This window comes from Bacteroides intestinalis, assembly GCF_003464595.1.
GTDB lineage: Bacteria > Bacteroidota > Bacteroidia > Bacteroidales > Bacteroidaceae > Bacteroides > Bacteroides intestinalis_A.
Genome location: NZ_QRZF01000025.1, coordinates 14,829 through 30,697 on the forward strand (window position 1 = coordinate 14,829; position 15,869 = coordinate 30,697).

At 45.6% G+C, this 15,869-nt stretch carries 7 protein-coding genes; all 7 read left to right on the forward strand.

Going from position 1 to position 15,869, the window contains the following annotated elements:
• Nucleotides 1–6: 6 nt before the first annotated feature.
• The 7 genes from DWW10_RS22870 to DWW10_RS22900 all read left to right on the forward strand — a co-directional run bounded on the left by DWW10_RS22870 (nt 7) and on the right by DWW10_RS22900 (nt 15,869).
• Nucleotides 7–1,953, forward strand: coding sequence for a glycoside hydrolase family 97 protein (locus DWW10_RS22870; protein ID WP_118422371.1), 1,947 nt, complete (start codon nt 7–9; stop codon nt 1,951–1,953).
• Between the two features lie 30 nt (nt 1,954–1,983).
• On the forward strand, nt 1,984–4,131 hold the full coding sequence (locus DWW10_RS22875; RefSeq protein WP_118422361.1) for a glycoside hydrolase family 31 protein: 2,148 nt from the start codon (nt 1,984–1,986) through the stop codon (nt 4,129–4,131).
• Nucleotides 4,132–4,138: 7 nt separating this feature from the next.
• The gene (locus tag DWW10_RS22880) at nt 4,139–6,307 is read left to right on the forward strand and encodes an alpha-galactosidase (protein WP_118422360.1); all 2,169 of its coding nucleotides are present in this window, start codon (nt 4,139–4,141) and stop codon (nt 6,305–6,307) included.
• Nucleotides 6,308–6,320: 13 nt separating this feature from the next.
• Nucleotides 6,321–8,363 carry a glucosidase family protein gene (locus DWW10_RS22885; RefSeq protein ID WP_118422359.1) on the forward strand — a complete coding sequence of 681 codons (2,043 nt, stop codon included), beginning with the start codon at nt 6,321–6,323 and terminating at the stop codon, nt 8,361–8,363.
• A 238-nt stretch (nt 8,364–8,601) separates the two neighbouring features.
• Nucleotides 8,602–12,711 (forward strand): hybrid sensor histidine kinase/response regulator transcription factor, encoded by a 4,110-nt coding sequence (locus DWW10_RS22890; protein ID WP_118422358.1) that lies wholly within the window; start codon nt 8,602–8,604, stop codon nt 12,709–12,711.
• Between the two features lie 146 nt (nt 12,712–12,857).
• Nucleotides 12,858–14,696 carry a YncE family protein gene (locus DWW10_RS22895; protein ID WP_118422357.1) on the forward strand — a complete coding sequence of 613 codons (1,839 nt, stop codon included), beginning with the start codon at nt 12,858–12,860 and terminating at the stop codon, nt 14,694–14,696.
• A gap of 15 nt (nt 14,697–14,711) precedes the next feature.
• Nucleotides 14,712–15,869: a chorismate transformation FkbO/Hyg5 family protein gene (locus tag DWW10_RS22900; protein ID WP_118422356.1), complete on the forward strand. Its 1,158-nt coding sequence runs from the start codon at nt 14,712–14,714 to the stop codon at nt 15,867–15,869.

Below are 15,869 nucleotides of genomic sequence, written 5' to 3' on the forward strand. Positions count from 1 at the left end.
AATACCATGAAAAAACTATTGAATACAGTACTGTTTCTGTTTGTAATATTAATGACTTCTTGTACGGCTCCTGATGCATGGGAGCTGGTATCTAAAGACAGCAACATCCGCTTTGCTTTGGAGAATAAACAAGAAAATGGCGGTACAACGCTTAGTTACTCTGTCTTTTATAAAGATGGAGTGGCGATGGAGAAATCTCTTTTAGGACTGGTTATGGATAATTGTGAATATGGAAAAGACGCTCAATTTGTTTCCGCTTCTGCTGTGAGAGATATCTCTAATGCTTATCAGCTAAAATCCGGTAAGAAGATGAATACTACGGATGAGTGTCGTGAACAGACTTTTACTTTCCGTACCAAAGAGGATAAGCAGTTTAATTTGATCGTAAGGGTATATAATGACGGAGTGGCTTTCCGCTATGAACTACCCGGAGAGGATGGACAAATGCACACTATCCAGGCCGAACATACAGAATTTGCCGTACCCGTAAATGGAAAAGCGTGGATACATCCGTATGACTGGAACGATCGTCACAAACCGAGCTATGAACAATATTGCCGGAGTGAAATAGATATCCGTTCGGAATGTGGACATGGACGTGGTTGGGCATTCCCTATGCTGTTCAACACCAACGGAGTCTGGATGATGATAACGGAAGCCCATCTGGATGGCTCATATCCTGCTACTCATATTGATAATGCCGGAACCGATAAAGCATATAAAATCCGTTTTCCGGAGGCGGATGAACCAATTGTACCGGATGCGGTAGAACCGGTATCGGAATTGCCGTGGTTCACTCCCTGGCGTGCTATTATCATAGGAGATGATCTGAATACTATATTCCAGACACAAATGATTTCACACCTGAATCCGGCGTCTGTAGTGAATGATGAATCCTGGATAAAGGCAGGACGCGCATCTTGGAGTTGGTGGTCTAATGGCGGTACTCCCCGTGATTATAAAGCACAGCTGAAGTATGTGGATCTTAGTGCTGAAATGGATTGGGAATACATGTTGATTGATGCCGGCTGGCAAAACATGGGCAACGGTGGCACTATGGAAGATGTCGTGAAATACGCACAGCAAAAGGGAGTGGGTGTCTGGTTATGGTACCATTCCGGTGCAGGACGTGAAAAGGATTCTATACCGACACATCGTCTGATGAGTGATCCGGAATTACGTCGTGCAGAAATGAAACGCATCAGTGAAGTAGGAGTGAAAGGAATCAAGGTTGATTTCTTTGATACTGACAAACAACGTATTATCCAACTTTATCCGGCTTTACTGAAAGATGCGGCAGACAATCATTTGCTGGTAGATCTTCATGGTGCCACTTTACCCCGTGGCTTTGAGCGTACGTATCCGAATATGCTGACTACGGAAGCTATCCGGGGTGCAGAAACTCTGGGACGCCAGGAACGTTGCGACCAGGCGGCAAAACACAATGCTACTGTACCTTTCACACGCAATGTGGTCGGTTCTATGGACTATACTCCGGTGACTTTTTCTGATAAAGTACGTCAGGGGATACCTGCTATACGCAGGACAACTATGGGGCATCAGTTGGCTCTGGCAGTAGTCTTTGAATCCGGTTTTCAATGTTTTGCTGATAAGGCGGAGTCTTATCTTTCTTTGCCGGAACAACCCAAACAATTCCTGAAAGAAGTACCCGCTGCCTGGGACGAGAGCGTCCTGTTGGCTGGCTATCCGGCTGATTATGCTGTTGTGGCACGTCGTTCCGGTGATGTATGGTATATCGGTGGCATCAGCGGTAAGGAAGAGGAACGTGAAATAGAATTTACTTTGCCCGCCGGATGTGAAGGTAAATCATTCACTATGATTATAGATGGAAAAGATAAGGATAGTTTTAACTATATGCCTATAGAAAATACAAATGGGACGGTAAAAGTGAAAGTTCTTCCGAACGGTGGCTTTGCCGGTATGATTCGATGATAATAACGCTATTGTAACAAAATGGAAAGAATGAAGAAAATTTTGATTGTAGGGGCGATGGCCCTGTTGATGCTATGTCCTGCCAAAGCACAGATTGCATGGCAGCAAGTGGAGCCCGGCGTCTGGAAAGGTGTGGTAGGCACTCCTGAAGAATATTCATTATTGGGTGTGGCCGGTGTTACGCCGCAAAAGGAAGGTTTTGCCCGCTTGCCAGAGGTGACATTGCCTGAATTGGCGAATGAAATTGTGGGTTCCATACAGGATGGTAAAACAAGTCTCCGCATTCCTTTGCAACGCAAGGAACAGTTGTATGGCTTTGGACTGAACTTTCAGACGGTGCACCAGCGTGGCAAGATCCTGAACTTGCATGTAGACCATTATGGTGGACGTGATAATGGGCGCACACATGCTCCTGTCCCCTTTTATATTTCCAGTTCCGGTTATGGAGTACTGATTAATTCGGCACGTTATCTGACGGTATATGCAGGTAGCGGTGCACGCAAGGACAGTCCGAATGCTCCGGTGGCTAAAGACCGTAATCTGGATAAGACCTGGACATCGGCGCCTTATTCGGATGCTGTTTCGATCTTGGTTCCTGCTCCGGGTGCAGAAATTTATCTGTTCGCCGGACCTACTCCTATGGATGTTATCCGTCGTTATAACCTGCTCTGTGGAGGAGGTACATTGCCTCCGCGTTGGGGTCTGGGCTTTACGCAACGCACAAAGAAGCTCTATACAGCTGAAGACGTGAAGAACGAAGCGGATGAATTTGAACAACGTGGTTTCCCGTTGGACTTCATCGGACTGGAACCGGGTTGGCAAAGCAAAGCGTATCCTTGTACCTTTGAGTGGGATGCTACCCGCTATCCTGATCCCGCCGGCTTTGTGAAAGAGATGTTGGCTAAAGGAGTACGTATCAACTTATGGACAAACCCATACGTATCTCCCGATTCAAAGATATATAAGGAAATGTATCCGGTAAGCGGCTCACACACCGTATGGTGTGGTATCGTGCCCGACTTGGCAGGCGAGAAAGCCCGCAAAATCTGGATGGATAAGCTGGAACAGGAACACGTAAATATTGGTGTCAGCGGTTATAAAGTGGATGAAGTAGACGGATACGATCGTTATGTCTGGCCGGATGTAGCTACTTTCCCCAGTGGAATTGCCGCCGAGCAGATGCGCCAGACTTATGGTTTGTGGGTACAACGCACTACTGCGGAATTGTACAAGAAGCGTAATCAACGTACCTTCGGATTGGTTCGTGCATCGAATGCCGGTGCAACTTCTTTCCCCTATGTGATTTATAATGACTATTACAGCCATCCGGACTTTATCACTGCTTTGATTAATTCAGGTTTTAGTGGTGTATTGTGGACTCCGGAAGTACGTAGTTCCAGTTCATCGGAAGACTGGTTGCGTCGTTTCCAGTCTGTAGTATTCTCGCCGATGGCAATGATTAATGCCTGGGCAAGCGGTACGAAACCCTGGACTTTCCCCGAAGTAGAGAATCAGATAAAAGAGTATGCTATGCTGCGTATGCAGATGATGCCTTACTGGTATAGTGAATTTGCACGCTATCATTTTGATGGTATTCCTCCGTTCCGCGCCATGAATCTGGAACCGGGTTTCAACCCTGAACAAGGAACTACAGCGAAACTGTCGGATGCAAATTTGGAAGATAATCCTTATTTGGAAGCGGTTTCCAAGGAAATTAAGGATCAGTATATGGCTGGTGAATATCTGTTGGTAGCTCCTATGTTCAAAGGCCAGAAAGAGCGTACTGTGGTATTGCCTAAGGGAGACTGGTACGATTTTTATACAGGTAAATATGTGGGCAATGGCGAGAAGATTACTGTTACACCGGGCTTGGACCGTATTCCGGTATATGTAAAGGATGGGGCTATCCTGCCATTTATGGAGGCCCGCCTACATGCACCGAAAGCAGGAGAGAAGGTGAATCTGGAAATCCGTCATTATGGAAAAGCAGATGGTGCTTACCGGCTGTATGATGATGACGGTGAAACATTCGATTACGAGAAGGGCGCCTATTCCTGGCGTGATATCACTGTGACACGCGATAAGAAAGGCAAGCTGAAAGGTGCTATATCCAAAGCTGAAAAGGGGAAACCGAACAGTATTGCCAATGTTACCTGGAAGTTTATGACAGAAGAATGATAAGATTATGAAGAATATATTGACGACCTGTTTATTTCTCTGCCTTCTCCTCACGGTGCATGCAGCGGACAATCCAAATGTGAAGAAGCTTTTCACCGTTACATCCGGCGAACTGAAACTGACCTTCATGGTGGGTACGGACGATCGCCTTTACCAATTGGGTTTTGGAGATGCTGCCCGTGAAGTAGAGCCTCCTGTTAAGCTACCCTCACGTGAATGGGAATTTCTTCCTCCTTATGGAAACGGTGTCCTGACAGAACCGGCTATCCAGGCAACTCACGTAGATGGAAATACATCTACGGAGCTTCACTACGCCGGACATCGTACGGAAGCGCTGGCACCGGGTATCGAACAAACCGTTATTTCACTGAAAGACCCTGCCTATCCTTTCACCGTAGATATCTATATCAAATGCTATGCAGACAATAGCATGATGGAGATATGGAATACAGTTACGCATAATGAGAAAGGTAAAGTTATTCTGCATCGTTTTGCTTCTGCTGCCCCGGTGGTAAAAGCGAAGGAATACTGGCTCACTCAATTCTCTGGTAACTATAAGCGCGAAGCAACCCTCAATGAAGAACGCCTTTCGGAAGGAGTCAAGATTCTGGATTCCAAATTAGGTATCCGTGCACATCAGATGCGTATTCCTTCTTTTATCCTCTCCCTGAACGGACCGGCTAAAGAGAATGAAGGGGAAGTATTGGCTGCTTCTTTGCGTTGGAGCGGCAGTTTCCAGTTTGCTTTCGACGTAGACTGGAACAAGAACCTGCGTTTGCTGACCGGTATGAATCCTTTGGGCTCACAGTACAATCTGGAGCGTGGCGGCACATTTACTACACCCGCCATTCTCTACACGTATAGTAAGCAGGGTAAGGGAGAAGCCAGCCGTCGTTTCCATCGTTGGGCTATGGCAAATGCCATCCGCGATGCAGAGAAAGACCGCCCTGTATTGTTGAACAACTGGGAAGCTACGCACTGCGATTTTGATGAAGACCGCCTGAAGCAACTCTTTGATGGGGCCCGCCAGGTGGGTGCTGAACTTTTCTTATTGGATGATGGCTGGTTCGGTAATGGATCTTACTCCCGTGATGATGACAAGCACGGTCTGGGAGATTGGGACCCTTCTACCAAGAAGTTACCCAAAGGTCTGTCATATATTGCCAAAGAAGCATTGAAGCGTAAAGTTGGCTTCGGTATCTGGCTGGAACCCGAGATGGTGAATCCTCAGAGTGAACTTTATCAGAAACATCCCGATTGGATCATTACTCAATCCAAACGTGAACCGATATTGGGTCGCCATCAGGAGATACTGGACCTCACCCGCCCCGAAGTACAGGCTTTTGAATGGGATATTATCGACAAAACCTTGCGACCTAACCCTGATATCACTTATGTGAAGTGGGACTGTAACCGTTACATCACCCAACCCGGATCTTCTTATTTGCAGCCTGCCGATCAAAGTCATCTCTGGATAGATTATAATTGGGCGCTTTACCGTCTGATGGATCGCTTTGCCAAAGGCTTCCCCAATGTGATGGCCATGCTTTGTGCCGGTGGATCGGGACGTGTGGACTATGGTGCAATGCCCTATTTCCATTCCTTCTGGCCCAGTGACAACACAGACCCGTTGGGACGTATCAAGATACAATGGGGCTTCTCGCACTTCTTTCCTGCGAATACGATCTCTGCTCATGTCACCCGTATGGGTAAACGTCATTTGAAGATGGCAATCGATGTGGCATTGAGCGGTGCATTCGGAATAGACCTGGCATTGGATAAGGCTACGGCTGAAGAACGCGCGCAGATTGCCGATGCTGTGAAATTGTACAAAGAGCGCATCCGTCCGTTGGTGATGCATGGTGAACTTTATCGCCTGGTTTCTCCTTATGAGTCCCCATTGGCCTCTTTGAGTTATGTTTCGACAGATAAACAAAAGGCAGTCGTTTACTTCTACCAGACTAAAGATGGCAATGAATCCCGGGTAATGCTGGGTGGCCTGGATGCCCAGAAAAAATATCGTGTGGAGGAAGTAAGTCTGGCAAAGGGAGTGACTTCCCGTTTTCCTGCCAATGGCAAGGTATTTACGGGAGCGGAATTGATGGAAAAAGGTTTGGATAATCCATTGAATACCCAGTTTGAGAGTGCAGTATTGATATTAGTAGCTAACAATTAAACACAATAACCTTATGAACTTGAGAAGAACCTTATTACTTTTCTCTTTCATCTTTGCCGGTTCGCTGGCCATTGCACAACCGAAGGATCGTTGGACTATTCAGGATGATGGATCCATTCGCTGGAATATCAATGATAATATTCCACATGACGACCATCTGGAAATGAGTGGGCAACAACTTTCCGTTGTCCTTCGTTACGGCGTGGATGCACAAAAGCGTTTCCATCTGAACCGAAGTCTTGTTTTCCCTATGCTTCGTATGCATCCAAATAAGACACAGAACAATCTGAAGCAACGTTTCGATGTGAATATTCCCGCTTTGGTGACAGTGGATGATCAAACCCTGCTGAATGAAGAAGTGCGTGATGTTACCTTCAATGGCATTATGCGTGTGGAAAGTAGTTTCGGTTATATTTACCGGCGTAAGGAACTGAAAGATGCCGTGCAATTGACGCGTGTACTCTATCCCTCCACCAATGCTGCGCGCTATTGTGAGGAATATACTTTCAAGAATAGCAGTCCGAATCAGATAACGCTGCGAGTGCCTGAGTGGAACGTAACATATACTACTCCTGAGGAAGCCGGTGTATATGGTGCTTATTGCATCGAAGCTGCTCTTTCCAAAAGTGGTGTCTTTGTTTTGAAACCGGGAGAGACGCTTGAGTTCTATGCAGTCTTTTCCGGAAGGAAACTGGCGGATGCCTCGTCCGGACGAAACGATGCCGGCCTTTCGCACATCAATATCCTTAGTGAACGTGCCGCGCGTGAAGCGCTTATCAGTCAGTGGTGGAGCAATCTGGTTTTGGATACACCCGATCCCGTGCTTAATCGCATGTTTGCCTTTGCCAAACTGCGTGGCGCTGAAAGCATCTACCGCACGAAAGGTGGATTGATGCATGGTCCCGGTGGTGAAGCCTATTATGCAGCTGTCTGGGCTAACGACCAGGCAGAGTATATCAATCCCTTCTTCCCTTTCCTGGGTTATGAGATTGGTGATGAGTCCGCATTGAATTCTTTCCGCCACTTTGCCCGCTATATGAATCCGGAGTATAAACCTATTCCGAGTTCCATCATCTCCGAAGGTGTCAGCTTCTGGCATGGTGCCAAAGATAGGGGAGACGGTGCGATGATTGCTTACGGTGCTGCACGCTATGCGTTGGCTCGTGGAGATAAGGCGGAAGCGCGTGAACTGTGGCCTCTGATCGAATGGTGTCTGGAGTATTGCAACCGTAAACTAACTCCCGCCGGCGTGGTAGCATCGAATTCGGATGAATTGGAGAACCGCTTCCCGGCTGGTGATGCAAACCTCTGTACCTCTACGCTTTACTACGATGCTTTGCGTTCAGCCGTTATGCTGGGGCGTGAATTGGGAGTATCGGCAAAGCAGTTAAATACGTATCGTGATCAAGCGAATGTTTTAGAAAAAGCCATAGAAAAACATTTTGGTTATGAGATAGAAGGTTTCCACAGTTACCGCTATTATGAAGGTAATGATATCCTGCGTTCCTGGATTTGTATGCCTCTTGTTATGGGTATCTACACCCGTGCGCAAGGCACTATCGATGCGCTCTTTTCGCCTCGCCTCTGGACGGACGACGGATTATTGACGCAAGCCGGTACTGAGACCTTCTGGGACCGTAGTACCCTCTATGCTCTGCGTGGCACCATTGCTGCCGGAGAAGTGGAGAAAGGTATGAACTTCCTCAAGAAGTATTCACATCGCCGTTTGTTGGGCGATCATGTGCCTTATGCCATTGAAGCGTGGCCCGAAGGAGATCAGCGTCATCTTTCTGCTGAAAGCGGATTGTATTGCCGTATCTATACCGAAGGCCTGTTCGGCATCCGCCCCACAGGATTGCGCAGTTTCGAGATGACTCCCCGTTTGCCACAGGAGTGGGAATATATGAATCTGAATCGTGTACGTGCTTTCAATTCGGAGTTTGATATTCGGGTACGTCGTGCAGGAAAGAAGCTGCATGTAGAAGTATTGAAAGGTGGCAAGTCAGTGCTGAAGAAGAGCGTGACGGAAGGGGCAGCAGTGAGGGTGAGTCTATAATGCATGCTGGATAGATCAGTACAGTAGGCATCTTATCATCAATGCTGATGATGCCTACCATCAATGCCATTGATGATAGGAATCAATGGCATTGATGGTAGGCTCTGTCATAGCCTCTGCTAATAAGTGCTTACCACTGACCCTTACTCATCTTATTCTATTTCCATACCTTTCTGCACTATATCCTATGTTATTTCTATACTTTTCTTATTTTTGTGCAGTAAATATATCTATACTGATGAAAACGAAAATATTGATGATCTTTCTAATTTGCTCATTTCCAGTATTGTGCTTATGGGCTGAGCATTCTAAATATTCATTCTACTATAGCCAGAAACTGAATGAAGGAATTTCCCAACTCTCCGTGATGACTATTTGCCAGGATACCCGGGGATACCTTTGGTTGGGGACACGTAATGGATTGAATCGTTATAATGGAAGTGAATATACCGTTTTTCGTCACCACCCGGGAGATTCTTTGAGTTTGGCAGACAATGAAGTCAATGAAATATGCGAAGATCATAGCAAGAATTTATGGATAGGTACCAGTCGCGGACTAAGCCGGATGTGCCTTCGCACCGAACGTATCCGCAACTATTTTAATGTAGATGGACTCTCCAGTGCAAGTATTCTTTCTCTTTTAGTTGATAGTTCCGGCAAAGTATGGGTAGGTACCCGCAGTGGGCTTTGTTGTTATATTCCCGAACAAGACAACTTTAAAAGGGTGGAATTTGTAGAGAACTTCAATAGTTCCGTCACTGCCTTGATGGAGGATAAAGCGGGTAATTTCTGGATAGGTACGGCAGTGAACGGAGTTTACCAGTGTAACAAACAGATGCAGGTGATTAATCACTATGACCGTCGTGCCGGCTTACCGGACAATAGTATTTCCACTCTTTATGAAGATTCTTATCATCGCATCTGGGTAGGTTGTCAATTTGGCGGACTGAACCGTATTGATGTCCGTAATCATAAAATAACTTCTTATGTATCTGCCAACAGTGGTCTGAAAAATAATTATGTCCGTTGCCTTGCCGAATGGGATGGAGAGATGCTGATTGGTACTTTCGATGGTATTTATGCTTATGCACCGTTGAAGGATCAGATTCGTAAAGTGAGCAGTTATGACGAACCCGGGCGTGGCTTGGGGCATTTTTCTATTTATGCTTTTTGCCGTGATCATACCGGTACGTTGTGGATTGGTACTTTTGCCGGTGGTGTCACTTGGCTGAGCTCGCTTACCGACCGTTTCATTCATCATACTCCGGGCAAAGCGGTGAATCAGCAAACGGGAATCTATGGTACGGCTTGTGTCGATAAACAGAAAAACTTATGGATAGCAACTGAGGGGTATGGATTACTGCGATATGAAATTTCGACAGGGGAAGGGCAGTTTTATCTGATTGATAAGGATAGCTATTCCGTGCATAATTCGAATGTTATCAAAACGGTGTATGCTGAGGATGACTGTATCTGGTGCGGTACGGTATTGGGTGAGGTCTATCGTTTTGATCTTGCTACCCGGCGTTTTTCTTTATTCTATAAATATCCCATAGAACTTGCTATTTATGGTATTGTGCGTGATGCAGACGGTAATTTATGGGTAGGAACTTCAAAAGGCGGATATGCACTGACTTGCTTTACTCCTGCCGGTGAGCGGAAGACAGAGTTTACCGGACCGAAAGGGGAGAAATTGCATTTTTCCTCCGTTCGTTGCATGGAGGAAGAGAGTCCCGGTGTGCTACTGATAGGTATGCGTTCTGCCGGACTATACCGTTTTAATACCCGTACAGGTGAAATGATCGTATTTCGTACATCGCGCCCGGAACAGGAAATGCAAATTCCAAGTAACTATATATCTTCTATATTATCAACCAGATCCGGTGATGTATGGGTATCTACCTATGGAGGCGGTATTTTCCAACTGGACAAACGGGGAGGTGTGCTTCGCCGGGTAACAGAGAAAGAAGGGCTGATGGGAGGGGATATTTGTAAATTGCTGGAAGGAGCGGACGGAAATCTATGGATGAGCTCGTTGCAGGGAATTTCCTCTTATTCTCCGTCCACCGGGGAGATTAAAAACTTTCCATTCAATAATGGTATTCATTTGCGTGAATTTACATATCGGGGTGGGGTAGCCATGCCGGACGGTACATTGTGCTTTACCGGTAATGATGGCTTTATCACTTTTTATACACCGGAGATGCCGATGAATCGTTTTGTACCGCCAATCGTATTGGAAGACCTGTTGGTGAATAATCGTGTGGTGCGTGCAGATGATGGAACAGGAATCTTAAGTGGGTTGCTTAATGAAGCGGAGGTTATCAATTTACGGTACAATCAGAACAATCTGGCTATAGGATATAAAGCGTTGAATTTCATCAATTCGGAGATGAACCGGTATGCCTATAAGTTGGAAGGATATGATGAAGACTGGAATCATGTGGGAGAGCGCAGTACGGCTTACTATACCAATCTGCGCCCCGGTACCTATCTTTTTCATGTCAAGGCTTGTAATAACGATGGGGTATGGAATGAGGAAGGGAAGACTTTGAAGATTGTGATTACACCACCTTTATGGGCTACTTGGTATGCTTTCCTGATTTATGGACTATTGCTGATAGGAGTATTTTACGCGATATTCCATTATTTCAATGCCCGTCGCCGCTTGAGGGAAAGGTTGCGAATGGAGCAGAAAGAGAAACTGCAACAGGAAGAGTTTCATCAGGCAAAGATGCATCTGTTCACGAATTTTGCCCATGAGTTGCGTACTCCCTTGACGCTAATCATCACTCCCTTTGAAGAGTTGGTGAAGCGGATGGATATGACTCTGGAACTGCGGGATAAACTGATGGTCATTTATAAAAATGCCCAACGGCTCCTTTTATTGGTCAATCAACTGATGGACTTGCAGAAAAACCAAAGTGGTACGATGGAATTGCAAGTCACGGAGAATAATGTATATGAGTTTGTCACGGAGATCTATTGTGCGTTCAATCAGATAGCGCAAACCAATGAAATCACCTTCACACTGGATTGCCGGGACCGGGAGTTCCAGGCCTGGTATGATAAAGTGCTGCTTGAAAAGGTCGTATTCAATTTATTGTCCAATGCATTCAAGTATACTCCTTCCGGCAAAGACATACGCATGTTGGTGAAATGTATTCCGGCGGGAGAGTTGGAAGAATCGTATCGAAAAGAAGTAGCCCCTTCTGCTCTGTATATGATGTTGCAGGTTGTGGATGCCGGTTGTGGAATCCCACCGCAGGAACGGGATAAGGTATTCACACCTTTCTACCGGGTACCTGAAACGGCAGGGGTAAATGTACCGGGTACAGGCATAGGGCTTAGTCTGGTGTATTCCATTGTAAAGCTGCATAAGGGAGTGATCCGTATTGAAGACCGGGAAGATGGGACGGAAGGAGCACGGTTCATTGTTTTGCTGCCCGTTTCCCGTGAAGCTTTCACTGAGGAAGAGACGGATTCCATGCCTGTGGAAACAATTGGCGATACGGCATTTGCACAGCCGGTGGAGAAACCGCAAACATCTCCCATTGGAGAAATAGCACCCAAAAAGCCGGTGATTCTCTTGGTGGAAGATGACAAAGACGTACGGGATTATCTGCATAAGTCCTTGGAGAATGACTATGAAATCATTGAAGCGGCAAACGGTATAAAAGGATATGATAAGGCAGTACAATCCTTCCCTGATTTAGTGCTGAGTGACATTATGATGCCTAAACGGAATGGGCTTGAACTCTGCTCCATGATTAAGAATGATATTCGTATCGGACATATCCCGGTAATATTGATGACTGCACGCTCCATGGTGATGCATATCAGGGAAGGTTTTGAGGCAGGGGCGGATGATTACGTGATTAAGCCTTTCAGTATGGATGTGCTTCGGATACGTATTCAGAGCTTGTTGCAGTCGAGAGAGCAATTAAAGAAACTGTATGGCAAACGCTTCTCGCCCGAAGTGGTAGGTGTAAGTACTACCTCGGCGGATGAACGCTTTTCGCAGAAACTGTATGAGATTATAGAGAAGAATATATCTGATCAGAATCTGGGTATCGAGATGCTTTGTGACCAGATTGGTATTAGTCGCGCCAATCTTTATCGTAAAATCAAAGCTATATCCGAGCTTTCGCCCACGGAATTGATACGTAATAAGCGCTTGGAGGTGGCATTGCGTTATCTGAAGGATACTAATATGAGCGTTTCGGAAGTGGCAACTTTATTGGGATTCAACAGTCATTCCTACTTCTCCAATTCGTTTAAAGCGTTCTATGGGTTCACACCTACGGAGTTTGTACAGATGAACAGTGCGAACAAAGAGAAGATGTAAGACGAAAAATAAGATTTAAGGCGGAAAGGAGTTTCCGCCTTTTTTGTCTCAAACGGTTCTCACTACCGTCTCAAAATGCTTACTGCATTTGTTTTGAGACATTATTGCAAGTCAATGATACACGATTTATAACCCTCAGACCGGTGATGCCCTATCTTTGTGATGTGAAAAACAAGCTTAATTCAATCACTATGAAGTATAAAAGTCGTAGCATCGCAAAGGTTATAGTACCTGTATTTTTAGTGGTATCTCTATTTGCATTTACTACTCATACCACGGAGCAGCCGGAAGGAACTCCATTGTTTATAACGGGTATCACTCCTTATAAATCCGGAATGATCGTATCTCAGAAGGGCGTTCAGAAGGTTTCTATTTATTCATCAGATTATAAAGAACGCTTGCAAGAGTGGGAACTAGATGAAGTTCCTACCGGAGTTGCTACAGATGGAGATCAGATTTATGCAACGGTGGCAGGTGAACATAAGAATGGAGTTTATTTCCTGTCTGCTTCCAATCCTTCGGAAAAAGTATTTGTGGAAACGGCATCCGGTGCCTGCGCTCCGTTGGTAAATGCGGGTAACGGCAAGTTATATATTTGCAACCAGTTTGCCGGCACAGTATCAGAATTGGATAAGAATGGAAAGAATGTGCTAAGAACGGTGAAAGTATTGCGTGAACCGAAATCAGCTGTCTTTGATAAAGAAGGAAAACACTTGTTTGTTACCAATTTCCTGCCTATGCAACGGGCGGATGTAGATACTGTAGCTGCTTGCGTATCGGTGATTGATATGAACAGTTTCCGGAAGATAAAGGATATTCAACTGGCCAACGGAAGTAATGCCTTGCGTGGAATGTCGCTTTCTCCGGACGGGCGTTATTTGCTGGTTACTCATAATCTGGGTCGTTTCCAGGTTCCGACATCCCAGTTGCAACAAGGCTGGATGAATACCAGTGCCATCAGTATTGTAAATCTGGCTACTCTGAACTTTGAGGGTGCCGTGTTGCTGGATGAACCGGAACGGGGTGCAGCAGGTATATGGGATGTGAAGTGTACGGACGACAAGATTGTGGTCAGTCACTCCGGTACCCATGAGGTCAGTGTGATAGATTATCCTGCATTTATCCAGAAGTTTGAGCAGTATCCTCAAAAGGATGCTTTGGCGTATGATTTACGCTTTTTATATGGTATGCGTAAACGTGTAGCGTTGGTAGGTAATGGACCGCGTTGTATGATGCTGAAGGACGGAACAGCTGTTGTTCCTACTTATTTCTCTGATACATTGAATATCGTGGACTTGAATACGACAAATGTTCAGTCGGTTGCCATGGTGAAGAATCGTACGGAAAACAGAATACAGCGTGGTGAGAAATACTTTAATGATGCGGAACATTGTTTCCAGAACTGGCAGTCGTGTAACGGATGCCATCCGGGTGATGCGCGTATGGATGCCATGAACTGGGATTTGATGAATGATGGCATTGGTAATTCGAAAAACTGTAAGAGTATGCTATTCTCCCATGTCACTCCACCGTGTATGATTTCCGGTATTCGTGCTAAAGCGGAAGTTGCCGTTCGTGCAGGATATAAGCTCATTCAGTTCAGTGATTTGCCGGAAGAATTTGCAGAGTGTGTGGATGAGTATCTGATGTCATTGAAACCGGTTCCCAGTCCGTATCTGGTAAATGGCGAACTTTCAGAGAAGGCTAAACGGGGACGTAAGGTTTATGAAAAGTTTAATTGCGACGAATGTCATTCCGGTCCCTATTATACGGATATGAAGATGCATCGTATCGGCGAAGATATCGAATTTGAGAATGGGTGGGATACTCCGACACTGCGTGAAGTCTGGCGTACGGCTCCTTATCTGTTTGACGGACGTGCTGCCACTATGGAAGAAGTGTTCACGGTACATAAGCATGGCATTGAAAAGAAAATATCAGCTAAAGAAGCGGAAGAACTTGCCGAATATGTGAATTCACTTTAATAGAATAAGAAGACCATGATTACACACGAAAATATAGAGATTATTCATTATTTCCTGTTGGTTGACAAAGCTCCCTTTAAGGTGATGTTGGCACAACTTCTGGCGGAATATAAAGCTATTCATACTCCTGTACGTATAGTGATATTCGATGCGCCGGCGGATAATGAAGAATATGTAGCCCGTTTTGCTTGCATCAGGGAAGCGGTGAAAGAGCTTTTCAAAGAGAAACAACCTTCCGTAAGCTATGTGGCACAACCTCCTCAGAGTATGGGATTGGTGATGGAAGTGCATGAAGTGCAACTGACAGAACAAGATCACATTGAATATCGGATGCTGGAAGATTTGTCTTATATCATTGTCGAAAGAGAAGGTTGTAAACGCCTGTTCCTGAGTGGTGTGACGGGAGATGTACTGCATCAGAGCATCCGTGAGCAATCTCATGAAGTATTCTCCAGAATAGCCAAGGTGTTGGAAACGGAAGGTATGCCGGTTTCCTCAATCATACGTCAATGGAACTATATTGAAAAAATAACAGCTTGCGATGCAACCGGTCACCAGCATTATCAGGATTTCAATGATGCACGTTCGCTATTCTATAATGGTGTGGAGTGGACTACCGGTTATCCGGCTGCTACCGGTATCGGGACTCAGTGGGGCGGCATTATGATTGATGTGGATGCCTTACTTTGCAAAGATGGAAGTGTCCGGGTTCTTGGAGTGGATAATCCTTTGCAGATTGCCGCTCATGCTTACTCACAGAATGTGTTATTGGGAGAAAAGGATGCGGCTCTTCCTCAAAAGACCACTCCGAAGTTTGAACGTGCCAAGGCTGTATGGAAAGAGGATCATGGTTTCGTATACGTATCGGGCACAGCCGCTATTCGTGGTGAGCAGAGTCTGGAAGGCGTTGGTATTGAACAGCAAACCCTGACTACCTTGGAGAATATAGAATATCTGGTATCCCGTGATAACCTCAATCGTTCCGGTATTCCTGCTACGGAGAATGCTACCCTTATCACCTTCCGCGTGTACGTGAAACGTTGGGAAGATATGGAAAAAGCAAAACAGGTAGTGACAGAACGATATCCCGATTTACCTGCCATCTATACTTTAACCGATGTATGCCGTTCGGAACTATTGATAGAGATAGAAGGAATGGGAGTGCTTTGTTGA